The sequence below is a fragment of the Brachybacterium horti genome, from assembly GCF_054777615.1.
This window is the reverse complement of the sequence record NZ_BAAHAM010000004.1, coordinates 446,131-467,374: the sequence shown is the minus strand read 5'-3', so window position 1 is coordinate 467,374 and position 21,244 is coordinate 446,131. Positions and strand designations below refer to the sequence as shown.

At 71.1% G+C, this 21,244-nt stretch carries 23 protein-coding genes and 1 pseudogene; 15 read left to right on the top strand and 9 right to left on the bottom strand.

Features of this window, described 5'->3' with window-relative positions; translation table 11 throughout:
• Positions 1-19 precede the first annotated feature (19 nt).
• On the bottom strand, positions 20-988 hold the full coding sequence (locus ACYVAP_RS15090) for a Rossmann-fold NAD(P)-binding domain-containing protein (RefSeq protein WP_498861313.1): 969 nt from the start codon (positions 986-988) through the stop codon (positions 20-22).
• Positions 989-993: 5 nt separating this feature from the next.
• Between ACYVAP_RS15090 and ACYVAP_RS15085 the strand changes: the two genes are divergently transcribed.
• Positions 994-1,296: a hypothetical protein gene (locus tag ACYVAP_RS15085; RefSeq protein ID WP_498861312.1), complete on the top strand. Its 303-nt coding sequence runs from the start codon at positions 994-996 to the stop codon at positions 1,294-1,296.
• Between the two features lie 128 nt (positions 1,297-1,424).
• Here ACYVAP_RS15085 and ACYVAP_RS15080 read toward each other — a convergent pair whose 3' ends face one another.
• The 3 genes from ACYVAP_RS15080 to ACYVAP_RS15070 all read right to left on the bottom strand — a co-directional run bounded on the left by ACYVAP_RS15080 (position 1,425) and on the right by ACYVAP_RS15070 (position 4,033).
• Complete coding sequence (locus tag ACYVAP_RS15080) at positions 1,425-2,252, bottom strand: SDR family oxidoreductase (RefSeq protein ID WP_498861311.1); 828 nt, start codon at positions 2,250-2,252, stop codon at positions 1,425-1,427.
• A gap of 23 nt (positions 2,253-2,275) precedes the next feature.
• Positions 2,276-2,941, bottom strand: coding sequence for a Rossmann-fold NAD(P)-binding domain-containing protein (locus ACYVAP_RS15075; RefSeq protein WP_498861310.1), 666 nt, complete (start codon positions 2,939-2,941; stop codon positions 2,276-2,278).
• Positions 2,942-3,037: 96 nt separating this feature from the next.
• Positions 3,038-4,033: an aldo-keto reductase family protein gene (locus tag ACYVAP_RS15070; protein WP_498861309.1), complete on the bottom strand. Its 996-nt coding sequence runs from the start codon at positions 4,031-4,033 to the stop codon at positions 3,038-3,040.
• Between the two features lie 111 nt (positions 4,034-4,144).
• On the opposite strand from ACYVAP_RS15070, the gene ACYVAP_RS15065 reads away from it, so the two are divergent.
• Positions 4,145-5,041, top strand: coding sequence for a helix-turn-helix domain-containing protein (locus ACYVAP_RS15065; RefSeq protein WP_498861308.1), 897 nt, complete (start codon positions 4,145-4,147; stop codon positions 5,039-5,041).
• Between the two features lie 97 nt (positions 5,042-5,138).
• Here ACYVAP_RS15065 and ACYVAP_RS15060 read toward each other — a convergent pair.
• A pseudogene (locus ACYVAP_RS15060) lies at positions 5,139-6,287 on the bottom strand (IS3 family transposase).
• 341 nt (positions 6,288-6,628) lie between these two features.
• On the opposite strand from ACYVAP_RS15060, the gene ACYVAP_RS15055 reads away from it, so the two are divergent.
• The 5 genes from ACYVAP_RS15055 to ACYVAP_RS15035 are packed head-to-tail and all read left to right on the top strand — an operon-like array spanning position 6,629 to position 12,425.
• Positions 6,629-8,266, top strand: coding sequence for a periplasmic substrate-binding domain-containing protein (locus ACYVAP_RS15055; RefSeq protein ID WP_498861307.1), 1,638 nt, complete (start codon positions 6,629-6,631; stop codon positions 8,264-8,266).
• Complete coding sequence (locus ACYVAP_RS15050) at positions 8,263-9,354, top strand: ABC transporter permease (protein ID WP_498861306.1); 1,092 nt, start codon at positions 8,263-8,265, stop codon at positions 9,352-9,354. The genes ACYVAP_RS15055 and ACYVAP_RS15050 overlap by 4 nt, the downstream gene beginning before the upstream one ends.
• A gap of 1 nt (position 9,355) precedes the next feature.
• Positions 9,356-10,381, top strand: a complete 1,026-nt coding sequence (locus ACYVAP_RS15045) for an ABC transporter permease (protein WP_498861305.1) — start codon at positions 9,356-9,358, stop codon at positions 10,379-10,381.
• Positions 10,378-12,093 carry an ABC transporter ATP-binding protein gene (locus ACYVAP_RS15040; protein ID WP_498861304.1) on the top strand — a complete coding sequence of 572 codons (1,716 nt, stop codon included), beginning with the start codon at positions 10,378-10,380 and terminating at the stop codon, positions 12,091-12,093. Before ACYVAP_RS15045 ends, ACYVAP_RS15040 begins: the two co-directional genes overlap by 4 nt.
• Positions 12,090-12,425, top strand: coding sequence for a hypothetical protein (locus ACYVAP_RS15035; RefSeq protein ID WP_498861303.1), 336 nt, complete (start codon positions 12,090-12,092; stop codon positions 12,423-12,425). Before ACYVAP_RS15040 ends, ACYVAP_RS15035 begins: the two co-directional genes overlap by 4 nt.
• A 144-nt stretch (positions 12,426-12,569) precedes the next feature.
• Here ACYVAP_RS15035 and ACYVAP_RS15030 read toward each other — a convergent pair whose 3' ends face one another.
• Complete coding sequence (locus ACYVAP_RS15030) at positions 12,570-13,034, bottom strand: hypothetical protein (protein WP_498861302.1); 465 nt, start codon at positions 13,032-13,034, stop codon at positions 12,570-12,572.
• A gap of 157 nt (positions 13,035-13,191) precedes the next feature.
• Here ACYVAP_RS15030 and ACYVAP_RS15025 point away from each other — a divergent pair, with 157 nt between their 5' ends.
• The 6 genes from ACYVAP_RS15025 to ACYVAP_RS15000 all read left to right on the top strand — a co-directional run bounded on the left by ACYVAP_RS15025 (position 13,192) and on the right by ACYVAP_RS15000 (position 17,996).
• On the top strand, positions 13,192-13,632 hold the full coding sequence (locus ACYVAP_RS15025) for a hypothetical protein (RefSeq protein WP_498861301.1): 441 nt from the start codon (positions 13,192-13,194) through the stop codon (positions 13,630-13,632).
• Positions 13,629-14,540 (top strand): phosphotransferase, encoded by a 912-nt coding sequence (locus ACYVAP_RS15020; protein ID WP_498861300.1) that lies wholly within the window; start codon positions 13,629-13,631, stop codon positions 14,538-14,540. Before ACYVAP_RS15025 ends, ACYVAP_RS15020 begins: the two co-directional genes overlap by 4 nt.
• Before the next feature lie 50 nt (positions 14,541-14,590).
• On the top strand, positions 14,591-15,103 hold the full coding sequence (locus ACYVAP_RS15015; protein ID WP_498861299.1) for a GNAT family N-acetyltransferase: 513 nt from the start codon (positions 14,591-14,593) through the stop codon (positions 15,101-15,103).
• Positions 15,104-15,164: 61 nt separating this feature from the next.
• Complete coding sequence (locus tag ACYVAP_RS15010) at positions 15,165-15,785, top strand: histidine phosphatase family protein (protein ID WP_498861298.1); 621 nt, start codon at positions 15,165-15,167, stop codon at positions 15,783-15,785.
• A gap of 53 nt (positions 15,786-15,838) precedes the next feature.
• Positions 15,839-17,083, top strand: coding sequence for an MFS transporter (locus tag ACYVAP_RS15005; RefSeq protein ID WP_498861297.1), 1,245 nt, complete (start codon positions 15,839-15,841; stop codon positions 17,081-17,083).
• A gap of 31 nt (positions 17,084-17,114) precedes the next feature.
• A complete protein-coding gene (locus tag ACYVAP_RS15000; protein ID WP_498861296.1) occupies positions 17,115-17,996 on the top strand; it encodes an aminoglycoside phosphotransferase family protein in 882 nt (293 codons plus the stop codon).
• A gap of 13 nt (positions 17,997-18,009) precedes the next feature.
• Here ACYVAP_RS15000 and ACYVAP_RS14995 read toward each other — a convergent pair whose 3' ends face one another.
• Positions 18,010-18,573 carry a histidine phosphatase family protein gene (locus ACYVAP_RS14995; protein ID WP_498861295.1) on the bottom strand — a complete coding sequence of 188 codons (564 nt, stop codon included), beginning with the start codon at positions 18,571-18,573 and terminating at the stop codon, positions 18,010-18,012.
• A gap of 106 nt (positions 18,574-18,679) precedes the next feature.
• Here ACYVAP_RS14995 and ACYVAP_RS14990 point away from each other — a divergent pair, with 106 nt between their 5' ends.
• A complete protein-coding gene (locus ACYVAP_RS14990; RefSeq protein WP_498861294.1) occupies positions 18,680-19,480 on the top strand; it encodes a class I SAM-dependent methyltransferase in 801 nt (266 codons plus the stop codon).
• A complete protein-coding gene (locus ACYVAP_RS14985) occupies positions 19,477-20,442 on the top strand; it encodes a GlxA family transcriptional regulator (RefSeq protein ID WP_498861293.1) in 966 nt (321 codons plus the stop codon). The genes ACYVAP_RS14990 and ACYVAP_RS14985 overlap by 4 nt, the downstream gene beginning before the upstream one ends.
• Positions 20,443-20,467: 25 nt before the next feature.
• On the opposite strand, the gene ACYVAP_RS14980 is transcribed toward ACYVAP_RS14985, so the two are convergent.
• The gene (locus tag ACYVAP_RS14980; RefSeq protein ID WP_498861292.1) at positions 20,468-20,650 is read right to left on the bottom strand and encodes a type II toxin-antitoxin system ParD family antitoxin; all 183 of its coding nucleotides are present in this window, start codon (positions 20,648-20,650) and stop codon (positions 20,468-20,470) included.
• A gap of 66 nt (positions 20,651-20,716) precedes the next feature.
• On the bottom strand, positions 20,717-21,175 hold the full coding sequence (locus tag ACYVAP_RS14975; RefSeq protein WP_462589447.1) for an acyl-CoA thioesterase: 459 nt from the start codon (positions 21,173-21,175) through the stop codon (positions 20,717-20,719).
• Positions 21,176-21,244 lie beyond the last annotated feature (69 nt).

The window sequence follows — 21,244 nt, the reverse complement described above, 5'->3', positions numbered from 1 at the left end:
CTCGTCGCTCCCGCCCGTCTCACGGTGCGGCCACGTCGACGGACTTCTCCTCGAACCGGGAGGCGATGATCCTGCGCACGGCCCGCTTGCTCACCGGGTTGCCGGTCACCGTGGTCATGGCGGCCCGCTTGGCGAGGTCGCGGCGGTTCTGCGGCACGAACATCGTGAGCCCCTCGGTGCGCCCCGCGAGCTGCTGCTTCTCGACGAAGGGCCGGAGCTGCTGCTCCCACTCGCGCAGCGCGCGCCCGGTGGTGCCCGGGTTGCGGGCGAGGACGGTGCCGAGGAGGTCCGCGCCCGCCAGGCCCAGGGATGCGCCCATGCCGGAGTAGAGAGTCAGACACCAGGCGGCGTCGCCGACGAGCACGACCCGGTCGGCGTGCCAGGAGGGCATGACGACCTGGTGGACGGAGTCGAAGAGCTTGTCCTCCGCGGCGTCGTACTGCTCGAGCAGGTGGCGGAGGACGGGGCCGAGCGGCTCGGGGCCGAAGGCCCTGCGCAGCGCCTCCGTCCTGTCCATGGCGAACTGCGCGTCGACGTCGTCCATGCGGTAGGAGAGCAGCGCGCCGGGTGCGTGGTCGGCGAAGGGGAACACCCATGCCGACCGGCCGGCCTCACCGATGACGAGCCCATCCCGTGCGGTGAAGCCCGGCGCGGGCTCCTGGATGATCGTCGAGCGGAGTCCGTCGGCCCCCACGAGCAGGTCGAAGCGCTCGGTGGTCTCGGCGGTGCTCCCGTCGACGGTGCTGCGCAGGGTCACGTCGACGCCGTCGGCGTGCTCGACGACGGCGACAGGGGTCGTCCCGTAGCGGATCTCGGCGACCTCGGACACCTGAGGGTGCAGGGCGGACTCGATGTCGCCGCGGAGGATCATCCGCGCGTCGCCCGGCAGATCGCTGTAGCCCATGCTCGGCCGGCGGCGGCTCCCGGAGCGGTTGACGTCGTCGGTGGTCCCGCCGGGGACGACCCGGTTCCCGATCGCGTCGAGCACCCCCCATGCGGTGGGCGGTGGTGCGCCCGGTCTCGAACATCGCCGTCACCTCCATTGACAGGCAGGACGCCGGGGTTGCCAGCGGACTGCTCGGCACGGCCCAGCGAGCCGGCACCGCGCTCGGCATCGGCCTGGTCGCCGCCATCCTCGCCTCGGCCACCCAGGGAGCCGCCTACCTCCACTCCGCGTCGGTCGCCGCCTTCCTCACCGCGGGCTTCGCGTTCGCCGCCCTGGTGGTCGCGTTCTTCTCCGACGCGACGGTCCAGCGACGGTGTCGCGGCGAGCTATCCGCTTTCCGACGCCGCTGAGGCATTCCGCGCCAAGCTCTCCGGCGAGGTGCATGGCCGCGTGGCGCTCCTCGTCAGCAGACACGCGGAGGGCGTGACCCGGCCGTTCGCCGAGCCACGCCCTCCTTACGCCTTGCCGGCTGGCGCGGTCAGAACCCGCCGCCGGCGCGGATGGCGCGGTCCTGTCCTGCCTGCCAGGTGGCGAGGCGGGACTCGTAGTCGGTGGTGGCGGTGTTCAGGGGCTGGCTGCCGAAGAACTGGCGCAGTGGGGGCTCGTCGAGGTCGACGAGCTCGAGCATGGCCTTCGCGGAGGAGTCGGGGTCCCCACCGCCCTTGAGACCTTCCCGGAAGTCGTCGCCGCCGAGAGCGGCGCGCAGGGGGTCGTAGGCGGGGTGCGGGTCGGCAAAGTGAGCCGTCGCGCCGAAACCCGTGGCGAACGAGTCCGGCTCGATCAGCGTCACCGAGATGCCGAACGGAGCGACCTCTCCGGCGAGCGCCTGGCTGATGCCTTCGAGCGCCCACTTCGAGGCGTTGTATCCGCCGACGTTGGGGTAGGCCGTGATGCCGCCGATCGACGAGACCTGCAGGATGTGCCCCGAGCCCTGTTCACGCAGGTAGGGGAGGACGGCCTGCGTCACCCAGACGGCGCCGAACAGGTTCGTCTCCATCGCGCCGCGCAGATCCGCCTCGCTGAGCTCCTCGACGGTGCCGAAGAGGCCGTAGCCGGCGTTGTTCACGATGACGTCGAGGTGCCCGAAGTGGGCGTGGGCCGCGGCGACGGTGTCGAACACCGCGGCTCGGTCGGTGACATCGAGCGGAAGGGCGAGGACCCGGTCACCGTGCTCGGCGACGAGGTCCTCCAGCCGGGAGGTGTCCCGCGCCGTGGCGACGACGCTGTCCCCCCGCCCGAGGGCCGCCTCGGTCCACTGTCGGCCGAATCCTCGCGAGGCTCCGGTCACGAACCAGATCTTGCTCATGCTGTGCTTCTCCTAGGTGTAGGTCAGATGTCGAGGGGAGCCGCGTAGCTCCGGAACTCGCCGCGGTCGGTGTGGAGGCTCCAGATGCGATCCGCGAGGACCTCGGGGTCGTGGGAGGGCTCGCCGCCGCCGATGCCTCGGGGGATGATCAGCTGGGCGACGTGGATGTCCTCCGGGGCGAGCGCATCATGGAGCAGCTGCCCGTAGGCGCTCTCGCCCGCGAAGGCCACCGAGGTTCCGGTCACCTTCGCTCCCGGTCGCACGGCCGACGACCCGTTGATGAGGATGATCGTGCCGCGGCCGAGGGACCGCATGCCGGGGATGACCTGGTGGGCGGCGACGGCAGGTCCGTAGATCGAGAACTCGACCGGACCCACGAGATCGTCGGCGACGGTCTCCAGCACGGGTCGCATGAACTCCTTCGCCGGCAGCGGGCTCCACTGCAGCACCTCGATGCGGCCCAGCTGCTCGTCGGCGGCGACCAGCGCGGCCCGGAGCGACGACTGGTCCCTCACGTTGGCGACGTAGCCCTTCGCGGTGATGCCCTCCGCCTCGAGCGTGCGGGCGAGCTCATCGAGGCGGTCCTGGTTGCGGGAGATGAGGGCCACGGCGAATCCTTCGCGCCCGAAGCGGCGTGCGACGGCGAGGCCGAGACCAGCTCCCGCACCGACGATAGCGATCGTGGTCATGATGATTCCTTTCAGTGAATGGTTCAGGCAGCGGGCTGGGCGCCGTTGGCGACGAGGGTCTGTCCGGTCACCCAGACCGCGGCGATCCTCACGTCGTCAGGCACGGCGGGTGATGCCGACGGTGGCCGCGGTCGCGACCACGGGTCCAGTGACGGGTGCATCACCGAGGGCGGTGTCGATCTCGGCGAGGACGTCGGCGTCGAGGCGGATGCCGGAGGCCGCGGCGTTGCCGTGCACCTGCTCCGGACGGGAGGCACCGATGATCGCGGAGGCGACCTCGGTGCGGCGCAGCACCCACGCGAGCGCGAGCTGCGGAAGAGTGATCCCGAGACCGTCTGCGATGGGGACGAGGCGCTGCACGGCCTCGAGCGCCGCCTCGCTCCAGTTCACATCCTTGGTCACGCTCGTTGCCTCGTTCGCGAACCTGCTGCCCGCAGGGGCAGGCTGTCCCGGCTTGTACTTGCCGGTCAGGATGCCCTGCGCCAACGGCGACCACACGACCTGCGAGATCCCGTGCGCCGCGGTGAGCGGAAAGACCGCCCCCTGGGGCGCCTGCCACAGCATCGAGTACTGCGGCTGGGAGGAGACGAAGAACCCGTCACCGACGATGCTGATCGCGGTCTCGATCTGCTCGGGCGTCCACTCACTGAAGCCCAGGTAGCGGGCCTTGCCCTGCTCCACGACCCTCGCGAACGCCTCCAGCGTCTCCTCAATCGGCACCGCCGAATCGAAACGATGCGCCTGATACAGATCGACGTGGTCAGTCTGCAGTCGGGTGAGGGACGCGTCGATCTGCTTGCCGATCTGCGCCGCAGAGAGCCCGGAGTCGGTCTCCGACATCGGACCCCAGACCTTCGTCGCGAGCACGTAGGAGTCGCGCGGCCTGGTGGAGAGGATCTGTCCCCAGGCGGTCTCGGCAGCGCCCTGGCCGTAGATGTTCGCGGTGTCGAAGAAGGTGATCCCCGCGTCGAAGGCGGCGTCGGTGACGGCACGGGTCTTCTCCAGCGCATCGCCCTCGGCGATCGTCAGCCACGACCCAAGCCCGATCTCCGACACCTCCAGGTCGGATGTTCCCAGTCGGCGGTATTGCATGTGCTCTCCTAAATCCGTCATTGCTCCATCAACGGTAGGAACCGTCGAGGCGTCGAGGCAGTCACGCTCAGGGACCCCCTAATCGGGCAGCGCCTGCCTACGATTGGAGTCATGACCGACGAGCTAGAGCTGCGCAGCCGCATCCGCGACTTCGTCCTCACGCGCCGCGAACGACTCACCCCGGGCGATGTAGGCATTCGTGAGGGCAACTCGCGTCGTCGGGTCAAGGGGTTGCGGCGCGAGGAGGTCGCCATGCTCGCCGGGGTCAGCGTGGAGTACTACACCCGCTTCGAGCGGGGGGACGCTACAGGGGCATCGGACTCGGTGATCGACGCGATCTCCAGGGTGCTGCGATTGTCCGACATCGAGCGGGAGCATTTGCGGCGTCTCTACGCGACGCTCGCCGCGGGAGACAAGGCGCCGAACGTACGGACGGTTCATCGAGTCCGCGACGGGGTGCAGCGGCTGCTGGATTCGATGGAGGGCGTGATCGGACTCGCCGTGAACCGCGTCGGTGACGTGGTCGCCAGTAACACTCTCGGGCGGGCGTTCTACCTCCGCCTGTATGAAGACGGACGTGAGCCGATCAACCACACCTGGTTCCAGTTCATGCGCCAGGAGCACTCCCGCGCGTTCTGGGTCGACTGGGACGAGATCGCTGACAACGGGGTGCAGATCCTCCGCGCCGAAGTCGGCGCAGCGAAAGACGACCCCGCCCTGAACGCGCTGGTCGCGGAGCTGCTCGAAGTGCCGGAGTTTCGCACCCGGTGGGAGTCGCAGGACGTGCGCCGCCACACCAGCGGCGTCAAGCGAGTCAACCATCCCGTCGTGGGTCGCATGGATCTGAGCTACGAGAACCTGTATCTCGCCGCCGACCCCGATGTCGCACTGCTGACGTTCAGCGCTGAACCGGGCACACCGTCCGGCGACGCCCTGCGGCTGCTCGGCATCTGGGCACGCGACGAGGAACGCCGTGCCGCGACGGGGCATCCAGACCTTCTCACCTGACGTCGTTCTCGACGCTGGTCTTGGGGTCGATGGCGACGTTGTCGCGCAATAGCCCGGTCGGTTCCCAGGCTGCTTGGGACTGCCGCACGAATAGGTGTCAGGCCGCGAGGCTCACGGCGGGGTTCATGATGGTCTCGTATTCGATGGGGGTCAATCGACCCAGACGGGCCTGTCGACGGCGGCGGTGATACTTGCGTTCGATCCAGGTAACGATCGCGATCCGGAGCTCTTCTCGAGTCCGCCACCGCTTACGATCCAGGACGTTCTTCTGCAGCAGCGAGAAGAAAGACTCCATCGCGGCGTTGTCCCCAGCTGCACCGACTTTCCCCATCGACCCGATGAGGTGATGACGGTTCAACGTCTGCACGAATTTGCGTGACCGGAACTGGGATCCTCGGTCCGAATGCACGATGCAACCAGCGACGTCACCGCGGCGGGAAGCGGCGTTGTCCAGGGCGTTCACCGCCAGTCGTGCCTTCATACGGTCGCTGATCGAGTAGCCGACAATGCGGCCGGAGAACACGTCCTTTATCGCACAGAGGTAGAGCTTGCCCTCACCGGTCCAGTACTCGGTGATATCGGTCAGCCACAGCTCGTTCACGTCATCAGCAGTAAAGTCGCGCTTGACAAGGTCGTCGTGGACCGGTGGGCCTGGTCGCTTCCCGTTCTTTGGCCCGCTTCTTCCCGAACACGGACCACCACAGGTTGTCCCGGCAGATGCTCCATGCCGTCCGCTCGCACATCACTTCGCCGGCCAGGAACCAGTAGCCATACTCGGGGTCATCGACGTGGGCGTCCAGTAACGCGTTGGCGCGGTAGGCCTCAGTCAGCTCAGCCTGGGTGACCTGCTGGTGGCGCCAGCGGTAGTAGGGCTGGCGGGAGAGCTTCAGGACCCGCAGGGACACCGCGACGGGGATGCCGTCAGCGGCGAGCTCGCTCACGAGCGGGTAGAACCTTTTCCCGGCAGGTTCGCCTGGGGCAGGTAGGCCGCGGCACGGCGGAGGACCTCGTTCTCCTGCTGGAGCAGCCGGATCTGCTTGCGGGCCTCGCGCAGCTCGGTCGATTCCTCCCGGGTCCCGCCGGGGCGGTTGCCGTCGTCGATGTCGGCTTGGCGGATCCATTTGTGGAGCGTCATCTCATGGACTTCGAAGTCCTTCGCGATCTGCGCGATGGTGATGCCGTCCTCACGGGACCGGGCCACTCGCACGACGTCTTCGCGGAACTCCTGGGGGTAGGCAGCGGGCAGAGTGCACATCCTTCCAGCCTCCCCGGGCAAGCCAGATCAGATGTCACCTATCCGTGCGGCAGCCCCGCAGGTGTACAAAATCTTCACCGCCCATGTACACGCGTTGGCCGGAGCACCGGCGTTTGCCCTAGTCAGCGAGTTTCGTGGAACACCCCCCGCATGTCATGAACGGCCACGGGACGTCACGATCCGGAAACAAGGTGCCGCAGGAGGCCGCAGCGGTCTCCCGCGCCGCGCTCCGGTGCTAGCGTTCCCCACCACCGATGGCGTGGGACCCACGTCACACGGCCATCTGCCCCGCGTGCGTCATCCCCGCGCCACGGTCCCCTGGAGGAAACCCCATGTTCGATGCCCTCACGCCCCGCCGCCGTTCGATGCTGATCGCGATGGGAGGCGTGCCGCTGCTGCTCGCCGCCTGCGCGAAGACCACGGAGTCCGGCGGCAGCGACGGGGGAGGGGCCGGCGGCTCCGCGCTCACCGTGGGCACCACCGACAAGGTCACCGCCCTCGACCCGGCCGCCGCGTACGACAACGGCTCCTCCGTCGTCTGGACCCAGGTCTACGGCTACCTGCTCAACACGAAGATCGGCTCGACGGACGGCAAGCCCGAGCCGGACCTCGCCGAGTCCGCCGAGTTCACCTCGGACACCGTCTACACCGTGAAGCTCAAGTCCGGCCTCACCTTCGCGAGCGGCAACGAGCTCACGAGCGAGGACGTCAAGCACACCTTCGACCGGCAGATCGCGATCGCCGACCCGAACGGCCCCTCGAGCCTGCTCGCGAACCTCGACTCGGTGAACGTGGTCGACGAGCTCACCGTCGAGTTCCACCTCAAGGAGCCCGACGACCAGACCTTCCCGTACATCCTCTCCAGCCCCGCCGGCCCGATCGTCGACTCCGAGGTCTTCCCCGCGGACGCGGTGCTCTCCGACGACGAGATCGTCGCCGCGAAGGCGTTCTGCGGCCCGTACCAGCTGACCTCGTGGAAGCTCAACGAGCTCGCCTCCTTCCAGGCCTTCGACGGCTACCAGGGCCTGTACGGCACGCCCAAGACCTCCGACGTCGCGATCTCCTACTACGCGGACCAGAACAACATGAAGCTCGACGTGCAGCAGGGCAACGTCGACGCCGTCTTCCGCTCGCTCTCCGCGACGGACGTCGAGGACCTCAAGAAGGACGACGCGGTCGCCGTGCACGACGGCCCCGGCGGCGAGATCCGCTACATCGTCTTCAACTTCGACACCCAGCCCTACGGCGCGAAGACGGAGCAGGCCGACGAGAAGAAGGCGCTCGCCGTGCGGCAGGCGGCGGCGGACCTCATCGACCGCCAGGCGATCGCGACCTCCGTCTACAAGGACACCTACACCCCGCTGTACTCGTACATCCCGGAGGGCCTGCCGGGCGCCGGCACCCAGTTCCAGGACCTCTACGGCGACGGCTCCGGCGGGCCGGACGCCGCGAAGGCGAAGAAGCGCCTCGAGGACGCGGGCGTCGAGATCCCCGTGCAGCTGTCCCTGCAGTACAACCCCGACCACTACGGCTCCTCCTCGGGCGACGAGTACGCCGCGGTGAAGTCGCAGCTCGAGGCCGACGGCCTGTTCGCCGTGGACCTGCAGTCCACCGAGTGGGTGCAGTACTCCAAGGACCGCACCGCGGACGTCTACCCCGCGTACCAGCTGGGCTGGTTCCCGGACTACTCCGACGCCGACAACTACCTTTCCCCGTTCTTCAGCAAGGACAACTTCCTGGTCAACCACTACGACAACGCGGAGGTGCAGGACCTCATCGCGAAGCAGCGCGGCATCGCCGACGCCGCCGAGCGGGAGAAGACCTTCGTCGAGATCCAGGACAAGGTCGCCGCGGACGTCTCGACCCTGCCGCTGCTGCAGGGCTCGCAGATCGCGGTGTCCACGAAGGACCTCCAGGGCGTCACCCTCGACTCCTCCTTCAAGTTCCGCCTCGTCCCGCTGTCGAAGTGACCGCGGCCGCCGAGACGCAGCCCGGGCCCGCCGCCTCCGCCCCCTCCCGCTCCTCCCGACGGAGCGGCGGGGGGCTGGGGCGGTACGTGCTGACCCGGTTCCTGCTCATCATCCCGACCGTGCTCATCCTCATGACGGTCGTCTTCTTCCTCATGCGGATCACCGGCGACCCGATCACGGCGGCCCTGGGCGGCCGCCTCACCCCGGCCGAGCTCGCCGCCCGCCGCGCCGAGGCCGGCTACGACCGGCCGCTGATCATCCAGTACCTCGACTACCTCGGCGGGGTGCTGCGCGGTGACTTCGGCACCAGCTACACCGACGGCCGGCCGGTCTCCGCGATCCTGCTGCAGTACGGCGGGGCGACGGCGGAGCTCGTGCTCTACGCGATCGTCGTCGCGCTCGTGGTGGGCGTGCCGCTGGGCATGATCGCCGCACGGAACCGTGACCGCTGGGGCGACCTCGCCCTGCGGGTCCTCGCGATCCTCGGCTACGCGACCCCGGTGTTCTTCGTGGGCCTGCTGCTCAAGCTCGTGTTCTCCGTGGGCCTCGGCTGGTTCCCCGTCGCGGGCCGCCTCTCCACGGGCGGCGAGCGCACCATGGGCGCGATCCTCAACCCCAGCCCCTTCTACCTGCTCGACGCGATCCGGCTGGGGGACCCGGCGCTGATCGGCGACGTGCTGCGCCATGCCGCGCTGCCCGCCGTGGCCCTCGGGCTGCTCACCGGCGGGATCTTCCTGCGCCTGGTGCGCACGAACATGATCGGCACGCTCGAGATGCCGTACGTGGACTCCGCCCGCTCCCGCGGCGTCGCCGAGTCCCGCCTGACCACCCGGCACGCCCTGCGCCCGGCCCTCATCCCCATCATCACCGTGATGGGCATGCAGGTCGCGATGATGCTGGGCGGCGCCGTGCTCACCGAGACCACCTTCGAATGGCGTGGACTCGGCTACCAGCTCGCCGAGTACATGGCGGCCCGCGACTACGTGGCCGTGCAGGGCATCGTCATGATGCTCGCCGTCATCGTCGCCGTCTCCAACTTCCTGGTCGACGTGATCGCCGCGCTCATCGATCCCCGCGTGAGGTACTGACATGACGATCCCGAACCCGGCCCCTCCCGGCGCCGACGGCGGCCTCCAGGGCGACGAGGCCGTCGCCGTGCAGGCCGGCGCGGTCGCCGCGACCGCCCACGCCCCCTGGTACCTGCGCCTGCCGATCGTCTCCCACCTGCGCCGCAGCGTCGGCCTGCAGCGGGGGATGCTGATCGCGGGCCTCGTGCTCGTCGCGGGGCTCCTGCTCACGGCGCTGCTCGCCCCGCTGATCGCGCCCTATCCCTTCGCGGCGACGTCGGCGGGCGGCACCGCCTTCGGCACGCAGCAGCCGCCGTCGGCCGCGCACCCGCTCGGCACCACCGTCGCGGGCTACGACGTGCTCTCGCGCGTCGTCTTCGGCACTCGCACCGCGGTCGCCGTCATGGCCTGCGCGGTCGTCGCCTCCCTGTTCCTCGGCGTGCTGCTGGGGCTGATCTCCGGCTACGTGGGCGGCTGGCTCGACCGGATCCTCGTCATGCTCGCCGACGCGATCTACGCCTTCCCCTCCCTGCTGCTCGCGATCGTCATGTCCATCGTCATCTCCGGCGGGCAGTCGAGCGCCTGGGGCGGCATCCTCGCCGCGGCGCTCTCGATCACCGTGGTGTTCGTGCCGCAGTACTTCCGCGTGATCCGCGCGGAAGTGGTGCGGCTGAAGGCGGAGCCCTTCGTCGAGGCCGCGAAGGTGATCGGCACCCCGCACCGGCGGGTCATGGGCACGCACCTGCTGCGCAACGCCACCCGCACGCTGCCGCTGATCTTCACCCTCAACAGCTCCGAGGCGATCCTCACCCTCGCCGCGCTCGGCTTCCTCGGCTTCGGCATCGAGCCGACGAGCGCCGCCGAATGGGGCTACGACCTCAACCGGGCGATGGCGGACGCCACCTCCGGCATCTGGTGGACCGGCCTGTTCCCGGGCCTTGCGATCGTCGCCGCCGTGCTCGGCGTGACCCTCGTGGGCGAGTCCGTCAACGACCTCGACGACCCGCGCCTGCGCTCCCGCCGGCGACGGAAGGGAGCCCGACGATGACCGCCGCCACGCCTCGCGCCGAGGACCGCGCACGGGTCGAGCCGCGGCTCGCGATCCGCGACCTCGACGTGCACTTCGCGACCGACGCCGGGGACGTGCACGCCGTGGACGGCGTGAGCCTCGAGGTCGCCTCCGGGGAGATCCTCGCCGTGGTCGGCGAGTCCGGCTCCGGCAAGTCCGTCACCGCCCGCTCGATCCTCGGCCTGCTCCCCGAGACGGCCGACGCGACCGGGGCCGTGCTCGTCTCCGGGACCGACGTCGTGGGCCTGCGCGGCGCCCGGCTGCGGGCACTGCGCGGCGAGGACGTCTCCATGGTGTTCCAGGAGCCCTCGAGCGCCATGAACCCCGTCTACCCGATCTGGTGGCAGATCGGCGAGGGGCTCCGCGCGCACCGCCCCAAGCTCACCCGCCGGCAGATCCGCGCCGAGGCCGTCGAGGCGCTCGCCTCCGTGGGCGTCCCCGACCCGGAGGAGCGGATCGACCGCTACCCGCACGAGTTCTCCGGTGGTCAGAAGCAGCGCATCATGATCGCGATGGCGCTCGCCCTCGGGGCGGAGCTCATCGTCGCCGACGAGCCCACCACCGCCCTCGACGTCACCGTGCAGGCGGAGATCCTGGGCCTGCTGCGCGACGTGCGGGAACGCTTCGGCACCTCGATCATCCTCATCACCCACAACATGGGCGTCGTCGCGGACCTCTCCGACTCGGTCGCCGTCATGCGGCACGGGAAGGTGATCGAGCGGGCCGCCACCCGCGAGCTGTTCGCGAGCCCTCAGCAGGACTACACGAAGCAGCTACTCGCCGCTGTCCCGCACCTGGGCCGGAACAGCGCCTGGAGCGCCCTGGACCCCGAGCGGCAGCAGGCGATCGAGCAGGCGGAGCCCGTCGTCACCGCCAAGGACCTCGTCATCGAGTACCCGGGGCGGCTGGGCCGGCCCGCGTTCCGCGCCGTGCACGGCGTGGACCTGCAGATCCGCGCCGGCGAGGTGTACGGCCTGGTGGGGGAGTCCGGCTCCGGCAAGACGACCATCGGCCGCGCGATCGCCGGGCTCGAGCGCACGAGCGGCGGCAGCCTGCAGGTGCTCGGCCACGAGATGAACGGGATCCGCGAGAAGGCGTTCCGGCCCGTGCGCCGGCGCATCGGCTTCGTGTTCCAGGACCCCGCCACCTCGTTCAACCCGCACCTCACGATCGCCGAGTGCATCGCCGAGCCGCTCGTCGTGCACGAGAAGGGCCTCGGCGCCGCGCAGCGCGAGGCGAAGGTGCAGGAGCTGCTGGACGCTGTCGAGCTGCCCGGCGCCTACGCCCGCCGCTACCCGCACGAGCTCTCCGGCGGGCAGCGCCAGCGCGTGTCCCTCGCCCGCGCCCTCGTGCTCGGCCCCGAGCTGCTCGTGGCCGACGAGCCGACGAGCGCGCTGGACGTGTCCGTGCAGGCCACGGTGCTCGAGCTGTTCCGCGAGCTGCAGGAGCGCCTGGGCTTCGCGGCCCTGTTCATCTCCCACGACCTCGCAGTCGTCGACTCCCTCGCCCACCGCATCGGCGTGCTCCTGCGCGGCGAGCTCGTGGAGCAGGGGCACGGCCCGGACGTTCTCCACGACCCGCAGCACCCCTACACGCGCCGCCTCATCGCCTCCCTGCCCGTGCCGGACCCGGTCGAGCAGGCCCAGCGGCGGGCGCGCTTCGCGGAGGAGTTCGGGGGCGCGGCGCGGTGAGACGGCGGGAGAGGCGCATCCCGCGCTGGAAGAGCGCCGAGGCGCTGCACCTCGTCGACGTGGACGAGCGTCACCGGGAGCATCCGGAGACCTTCGGGATCCTGCCGCTCGAGCAGCGCCGTGGCGCTGCTGTCGGGGACGCGGTGAAGCTCATCTGGGAGGAGCCGCTCTCCGACCGCGGCGAACGACTGTGGGTGCAGGTGACGGCGAAGGACGGGGATCGCCTCACCGGCTACATCGACAACGATCCGGTGGACCTGGCGGGGCTCCTCAGCGCTGATCAGGTGGTCGAGTTCGGTCCCGAGCACATCGCCCAGATCTGGGACGGGTGAGCCTCCGATTAGTCGTTCTCGACGTGGATCTCCCTGGAGGAAAGTGCGGAAAGCAGCGTTCAGGCGGAGCAAGAGACGCGGGTTGTCTGCATGCCTTGAGCACCTGCCGGTGAGCGTGGCCGCCGACGAGGCGGAGGATCCTCGTCAGTCAGGTAGACCGTTCGGCGAGTAGCGGTCGTAGTTACCGCTGAACCAGCCGCCTGCCCTCTCCGCGAGGAGCGGAGGCATCCAGTTGATGTCGAGCGGCTCGCACCAGGCGATCACGTCGGAGAGGCTCAATCCGAGCTGTGTCGACGCACGATCAAGCTCCGGGGACCACTCCTCCGGTGCACTGGCGGGCGAGTAGATGTCGATGGCGAACGACTCTCTCGGCTCCGGGGCCGGCCTTCTGAGAAGGCGTTCGACGAACGTCCTCTCCGTCCGTGTGGTCGACCAGTCAGTCACCAGGACGTCGTGGCCCGCGGTGATCCCTGCGGTCGCCCGCCCCGCGAAGGCACGGCAGCCCGCATCGATGGCCCGTTGCGACGGTGGCCACGGCCCATCAGGCACCTCCGCGGTGTACGCGGAGAGCCGCTGATCGAGCAGCTCGAAATACTTCTTCGACCTCATCATCCGAGGATAGGCCCACCGTCATTCTGGGCGTTCGGCGCCCCACGCCGAGCGCGTTGTCACGTGGGATGATGCGCGGAGAACCTCGGAGGTCGAGTCGGCGGACTTGCTGCGCATCCGACGACTTCCGGGCCGGCGGGACGCGAAAGGGGGACCGATGTCCTGGAGGGCATTCTCCGAGACTGATCCGTCGGACATCCCCCATGCTCGACTTGAGCCGTTCAAGCATCGCGTCGCCCGATTCTCGGACGCGCACGGGGCAGACAGCTTCCTCTACGTGGACGCGTCGATAGCCAGGATGCAGATCGGCGGGCACCTGTGGTGGCGCCGGTGGTCGGAGCCGCACGTCGTGGTCTTCCTCTACGTCCGGTTCTCGGATGGGAGGCTCGAGGATCTGGCGCTCGAGGGAGCATTGCTCGACGCAGAGATCGACGCCTGGGAGCGCGGTGAGTACGTCGACGAGAAGACCGGCTCGGTCCACGCGCTGACATGGCTCGACAATGCGAAATCCGTCCGGGCGTGGGAGGCCTTCGAAGGGCCGAACGACGCACGACGAGCCTTCCTCAGTGGAAGCAGCGGTCAGGGCGCAGCGCGGTGACGGATACGCGAGAAGCCCTGATCCAGGCCGGATCCCATTGGTGGCCCGAGTTCCGATGGGCCGATGCCGAGCTGCGCCGGGGAGCGTTCCACCTCGTCCTGACCGCGCCGGACAGTCCGACTCTTCGCGCCGCCCTCGGGCGGGACGGTCGCGACCGGAGCTATCGCGAGGCCGACTCGCTGGCGGCTCTGGAAGGCGTGCTATCCGAGGTGGCCACACCACGGGTTCTCGCAGAGCCCAGGCGGGTCGAGTCGGCCGACCTGTGGGTGACGACCCTGTCGACCGTCCCGGGGAGGACGGCCGACGACCTGACCTCCTGCTCGGGCCAGCGCCTCGCACAGTACGGAGAGCTGCTCCGCGCGCTCCGCCGGTCGACGCCCGGCCGTCGCGGATCCCTCGCGCCCGTGCGTGCCTGGTGCGGAGGAGACCGGTGGCCGAGCATCGTGAGCCGCGAGCTGGCGCCCCTGCTGGGACCGATTGCGGCCGACGTCGCCGAGGTGCAGGTCCAGCGGGTGCTGGACGTCGAAGGCGACGTGGCGCCGATGCTCTGCCACGGTGACTTCGGGCCCCACAACATCCTCTGGGCAGGAGACGCAGCCGCCTCCGTCATCGACTGGGACCACGCCTGCATCGGAGATCCGGCGATCGACCTCGCGCCGCTGATCAGCTTCCACGATGCCTCGGCCCTCTGCGCGCTCGCCTCTGCGGAGGAGGTCCGACGGGCGAAGATCCATCGCGCGACCCTCCCACTGCAGGTCGCCGCCGCCGCTCAGCTGGCGGGGCTCGAGCAGCTCCGCGACCATGCGCTGGCGAACTTCGAGCGCCGGATCGCGGAGCAGACGCTGTTCGATCCCGACGGCGATCACGAACCCGAGACCGACGTCGGCCCCGCCGCACGACCCGGTTGACCAGGGATAATCCGATCGCGGGACGGAGCCGGCCGACGTACCGTCCGGGCATGCAGATCTCGATAGCGCCGCTCCGCATCGAGGACGCCCGGGCCGTCGTCGACGCGGAGGACGAGCACACGATCCACTGGCTCAGCGGAGGTGAGAGCACCGTGGAGGGCACCGCGGCCTACATCGCGCAGCTCGTGCACGATGCGGAGAACGGCAAGGCCAAGCGAGCCTTCGGGATCTGGCTCGACGGCCGCTGCGTGGGAACGGTCGACTACGACCCCGATGTGACGGATGGTCTTGAGCCCGGGGACGTCAACGTCGCGTACGGCGTCGCGCCCGAGGCGCGCGGCCGAGGCGTGGCGGTGCGCGCGGTCGATCTCGTCTGCGACCAGATCCTCGAGAGGGGTGTCGGCCGACGGGCCGTGATCCGGGCGGACGCGCAGAACCACGCCTCCACCCGGGTCGCCGAGAAGGCCGGCTTCACCTTTCTCCGCGACATCCGCATCGCGTCGGTGGCAGGCGAGGGTGGGGAGCCGGAGATCCTGCGCGTGTACGGGAGAGAGCTCGCATGACCTCAGCGCCGGCGACTATTCGACGGGCCCGGCATCGGGGCTGTTTCCGTAGCCTGACCCGATGTACGGTGACCAGCGGAGGACCCAGATCATCCTCGCCCGGCACGGCGAGGCCGCCTATCCGAGTCCTGCGACGGAGGAGACCCGTGGAGGGGTCCTCACCGAGCTCGGGCAGGAGCAGGCGCGCGCACTGGCGGCGCGGATCCGGGACGAGCGCGTCACGGCCGTCGTCAGCTCGGAGCTCTCCCGCGCACGGGAGGCGGCGAGGATCGTCGCGCACGAGCTCGGGCTCGAGCCGGTGACGCGCCCCGGACTGCACGAGTACGAGCAGGGGGACGAGCCCTTCGACGTCCTCTCCGTCGGCCGGACCCTGCTCGGCTGGCTGGCCGGTGATCTCGACGCGAGGATCCTCGGCGGCGAGAGCGGCTGCGAGATCGTGCAGCGGACCATGCCCGTCCTCGAGGGTCTCGCCCGATCGCACGCTGGGGAGACCGTGCTCGTCGTCATCCACGGCGGCGCGATCATCGCGACCCTGGGCGGCGTGGCCCCTGGCCGCACAGGGCTGCCGAGCGACGGCGACCCGTACCGGCTCGAGAGCGATCTCGTCGGCGGATCGTCGTTCTGCCTCGAGCACGCGGAGGGATCCTGGCGGATGCTCCCGCCCGGCGCGCCGACGGCTTGATCGCTGCACCGGCGCCCTAGCATCGGCCCTTCGGGGCGAGCGGAGGGGCGCGGATGACGACGGAGACGACGGAGGCCGAAGCGGGGACGGCGCCGCCGCTGGACCGGGACTTCCAGCTCCTGTGGTTCGCGCGGGCCGCGTCCGACGCCGGCACCGCGATCGCCATGGGCGCCCTCGCGCTGATCGCCGTGCGCACGCTCGAGGCGACGACCTTCCAGGTCTCCCTGCTCACCGCCGTCGCCGGCCTGGTGGGCGCGGCGCTGGCGCTCCCGATCGGGCCGTTCCTCGAGGCGCGGCGGAAGCGCCCGGTGATGATCACCGCGGACGTGGTCCGGGCGCTGCTGTACCTCTCGGTGCCCGTCGCGGCCCTGCTCGGCGTCCTCACGTTCTGGCAGCTGGTCGCCGTCTCCGCGGTGGGGGCGCTCGGCGGGATCGTCTTCGGCGGGGCCTCCGCCGCGCACCTGAAGAACCTGGTCCCCAAAGAGCGGCGAACCGAGGCCCTCGGGAAGCTGGAGTCCACGTTCTGGCTGCTGACCTCGCTGGGGCCCATGCTCGGCGGGGCGATCGTGCAGCTGCTGGGCAGCACCGTCACCCTCGGCGTTCAGGCTATCGGGCTGCTCGCCTCGGCGCTCGGGATCAGCCGGATCCGACGTCCGGAGCCGGACCCGCCCGCCCCCGGCGACCGCCACTTCCTCGCGGAGGCGGGCGCGGGGTTCACCGTCGCCCTCCGGGATCGCACGCTGCGGCCGCTGCTGATCAACGCCTCGCTCTTCGCCGCGTTCATCGCCTGGATCGGACCGCTCGAGCTCGTGCTGCTGCTGCGCGGCCTGGACCTGCGCGCCTGGCAGTTCGGGATCGCCCTCGCCCTGCCGAGCCTCGGCGGCCTGCTCGGCTCGTGGCTCGCACCGCGGGTGAGCAGGCGGCTCGGGGAGCACCGCACCCTCGTCGGCTCCGCCGTCCTGCGCGGCGTGCCCGTCCTCGCCCTGCCGTTCCTGCCGGGCGGCACCGCGGGCCTCGTGGTCTACGTCGTCTCCACCTTCCTCCTGCTGACCTTCGCCGGGGTGTTCCGTCCCGTCTACACGGCGGTCCGCATGGAGGCGACCGACGGCGCCGTGATGACCCGGGTGACCACCGCGTTCACGCTCGCCTCCCGCGGCGCCGCCCCCGTGTTCGCCCTGCTCGGGGGACTGGTCGCGACCGGGATCGGGGTGCGCGGCGGTCTGCTCGTTGGCGTCGTCGGCCTGATCCTCTCCGGCCTGTTCCTCCCGTGGCGGGCGGGCCGACGGCAATCCGCTTGACCCCCGCCGCTCGCCCTGGTGGTCTGCTGCGATGATCACCGTTCCCGTGGCCTTCCGCGAGGTGCCCCGCTGGTGGCACGACGCCGCCGGCCGGGAGTGGCTGGACCGCCTCCCGTCCCTTGTCGCGGAGCAGTGCCGACGCTGGGACCTGCAGGTCGACGGCGGCCCGCTCCACGGCTCGAACGCCCTCGTGGTGCCCGTGCGGCGCGGCGCCGAGGCGGCCGTGCTGCGGCTGGCCCCGCCCGGGGACGACGTGTCCCGCGAGGCGGAGGCGCTGCGCTGGTGGGACGGGCGGGGGACCGTGCGGCTGCTCGAGGCCGACGTCCCGGCCCGCGCGATGCTCCTGGAGCGGCTCTCCGCCCGCAGCCTGCAGTCGGTGCCGCTGGGGGAGGCCGTGCCGATCATCGCGGAGCTTGCCGCGCGGATGGCGGTCCCGGCGCCACCCGGTGCGACCTCGACCGATGGGATCGCCGCCGCGCACCTCGAGGAGTTCCCCCGCGACTGGGAGCGGCAGGGCCGCCCCGTGCCGAGGCGCCAGCTCGACATTGCGCTGGGCCTCGCCGCCGAGCTCGCCGCCCTGCCGACGGGCGGGGACGCGGTGGACGGGGACCTGCACTGCGAGCAGGTGCTCGCGGGGGAGCGGGCGCCGTGGCTCGTGGTGGACCCGGTCCTCCTGCGCGGCGACCTCGAGCACGATCTCGCGCGGGTGCTCTGGTCCCGGCTCGACGAGGTGGCGGACGACGTCGAGCTGCGCCACCTCGTGGACGTCTTCGTGCGCCGCACGGGCGTTCCCGGGGAGCGGGCCCGCGCCTGGATCGTGCTCCGCTCCCTGTCCTACCTGCTGTGGGGTCTTGACCACGGGCTCACCCGGGACCCGCCCAAGTGCCGTCGCCTGCTCGACGTGTTCGCCTGAGGGGACTCGCTCCTCAGATCCCCACGAGGTGCCCGACGTCGCTCACGCCCACCACGGACCACTCGCCCGTGGGCCGGCGCCGCAGCGCGGTGAGGCTCGCGTTCGCGATCGGCAGCTGCATCCAGGCGGCCGGCGGGGCGCCCAGCGCCCGGGCCACGAAGGAGCCCACCACGAAGGCGTGCGTGACGGCGACCAGGGTGCCCGCCCCGCCCGGGGCGCTCAGGTGATCCCAGGCGGCGGCGAGCGCCGCGCCGTCCTCGTCGCGCTCCTCGAGGGGCACCTGGCGCAGGAAGTCCTCGCGGTGCGACGGGTAGTCGTCCCGACGGTCGGGGGAGGGGAACGGGGTGCGGTCCTCGAGCAGGGCGGATTCCTCGGGGGCGAGGCCCAGGTGCGGGGCGAGGATCTCCGCCGTCCGCCGGGCACGACGCCGCGGCCCGTGCAGCAGCCGGGTCGCCCCGGTGCCCGCGAGCCGCTCCCCGAGCAGGCCCGCCTGCCGCATGCCGCGCGGGCCGAGCGGCGGGTCCTCCCCGTCGTGCCCGTCCGCCTCCGCATGTCGCACCAGCAGGATCGTCTCCATCGGGTCAACGTAGCGGAGCCCCCCGTCGGCAGCCCTGGCGCGATCCGTGCGGTGGGCGTCCGCGCGGCACATGGTGCACGGCGGGGAGGCGTAGTGGGATGGCGTCATGGACCTCGAACGCAGCGCGACGACCCCCGGCCCGACCCTCGACGGCAGCGCCGGTGACGCGGACTACGGCCGGATCGGCCCCGGCTACTCCCGCTACCGCCGCCCCGAGCCGGCCTTCGCCGCCGCGATCCGGGAGGCGCTCGGGCCGGCGCGCACCCTCGTGAACGTCGGTGCCGGCGCCGGGTCCTACGAGCCGGACCATCTCGAGGTCACCGCCGTCGAGCCGAGCGCCGCGATGCGCGCGCAGCGACCCGCGGGCTCCGCCCCGGTGATCGACGCGGTCGCCGAGCAGCTCCCCTTCGAGGACCTCGCCTTCGACGCCGCGCTCGCCTCCTTCACCGTGCACCAGTGGCAGGACCTGCGCGGCGGCCTCGCGGAGCTGCGGCGCGTCACCCGCGGCCCCGTCGTCGTCCTCACCTGCGACCCCGCGGCACTGGACCTCTCGTGGATCACCGAGTACGCCCCGGTGGTGATCGCCGCGGAGGCCGGCCGCTATCCCGCGATCGAGGCGCTGCGCGAGGGCCTCGGCGGGAGCGTCGAGGTGCACGCGCTGCCCATCCCGCTCGCCTGCGTCGACGGCTTCTCCGAGGCGTACTACGGGCGCCCGGAGATGCTGCTGGACCCCGGGGCGCGGCGCGCGAACTCCGCGTGGAGCTTCGTCGGCGCGGAGGTCGAGGAGCGCTTCGTGCGCACCCTGCGCGCGGACCTCGACTCCGGGGTCTGGGACGCCCGGCACGGCGACCTGCGCACCCTCCCCGCCTTCCATGGGTCCCTGCGCCTGATCGTCGGCCGCCCGTGACCGGCGCCGACCACCGGGTGGCGGTGCTCGTCCTCGACGGCGCGAAGGCGCTCGACGTCGGCATCGCCGCGCACGTCTTCGCGAAGCGGCCCGGCATGCCCTACGAGGTGCAGGTCTGCGCGGAGCGGGCCGGCACCGTCGAGGGCTGGAACGGCCTCGCCTACGCCGTCGGCCACGGGCTCGACGCCCTCGAGCGGGCCGGGACGATCCTCGTCCCCGGGTTCCGCGACCCCGCCACCGTCACCACCCCGCCCGCCGTGATCGCGGCCCTCCGCGCCGCCCACGAGCGCGGCACCCGCATCGCCGCGATCTCCACCGGAGCCTTCACCCTCGCCGCCGCCGGGCTGCTCGACGGCCGGCGCGCCACCACCCACTGGCACTACACGCACGTCCTCCAGGAGCGGTACCCGCAGGTCGAGGTCGACGCCGACGTGCTCTTCGTCGACGCCGGCCAGGTGCTCACGAGCGCGGGCGCCGCGAGCGGCATCGACCTGTGCCTGCACCTCGTGCGGCGCGATCACGGCGTCGACCTCGCCAACCAGGTCGCGCGGCGCCTCGTGAGCGCCCCCTACCGCAGCGGCGGGCAGGCCCAGTACGTGCCCCGCAGCATCCCCGAGCCCCTCGGCGACGACTTCGCCCGCTCCCGCGCCTGGGCGCTCGAGCACCTCGACGGCGACCTCACCCTCGCGGCCCTCGCCCGGCGCGCGAACGTCTCCCCGCGCACCTTCTCCCGGCGCTTCACGGCCGACTCCGGCCTCACCCCGCTGCAGTGGGTGCTGCGTGCCCGCATCGACCGCGCCCGCGAGCTCCTCGAGGCCACCGATCTCACCGTCACCCGGATCGCGCAGGCCACGGGCCTGGGCACGGACACGAACCTGCGGCGGCACTTCGGCGTGATCGTCGGGACCTCCCCGACCGCCTACCGCGCGACCTTCCGCGACGGCGGCGGCGAGGCGGGGTGAGCCCTCGCGGCTGTCGCCTGCCTGCTCACAGGTGGAGCGAGGGTTTCCGCCCTCCGTGCGGGTCCGAGTCGGTCTCGGTGATCTTGCCGGCGATGAAGGCATCGACGTCGAAGGGCTCCGCCTCGCCGCTGTTCTCCCGGGCCTCGAGTGCGGAACGGAGCACGGCGCGGAGATCCTCGGGGCGGGTGGGCGTGCTCGTCGGTGCCATCACCTGAAACTACCGACGATGAGCGGTGCGGTGAAAGGGGTGCCGGAAGGCAGTCTCAGCAGGCGCTCACGACCGGGCCGACGTCCCCTCCGCCTCGGAGGCGCGGTGACGGGCCGGGACGCGGTCCCGGTCGTAGGTGATCTCGGTGAAGCCGTGGGGCGCGGGGCGGCCCTGCTCGTCGACGTGCACGAACACCATCTCCTCGATCGTGAGGATGCTCTTCTGCGTGAACAGGTTGCGGGCCTCCGCGCGCATCGTGAGCGAGGAGCGGCCGAAGGCGGTGGCGACGAGGCCGATCTCCACGATGTCGCCCTCGCGCGCGGAGGAGACGAAGACGATCTCGGACATGTACTTCGTGACGACGCGCTGCTGCCCGAGCTGGATGATCGCGTAGACCGCGGCCTCCTCGTCGATCCAGCGCAGCAGGCTGCCGCCGAACAGCGTGCCGTTCGCGTTGAGGTCCTCGGGGCGCACCCACTTGCGGGTGCGGAAGGACATGACGGGTTCGGCGGAGGCGTCGTTCATGGTGCCGGAGCGTAGCGCCGCCGCGGCCGTCGCGGGGCGCCGGTGTTGCGCACGGAACGTGTGGTGACC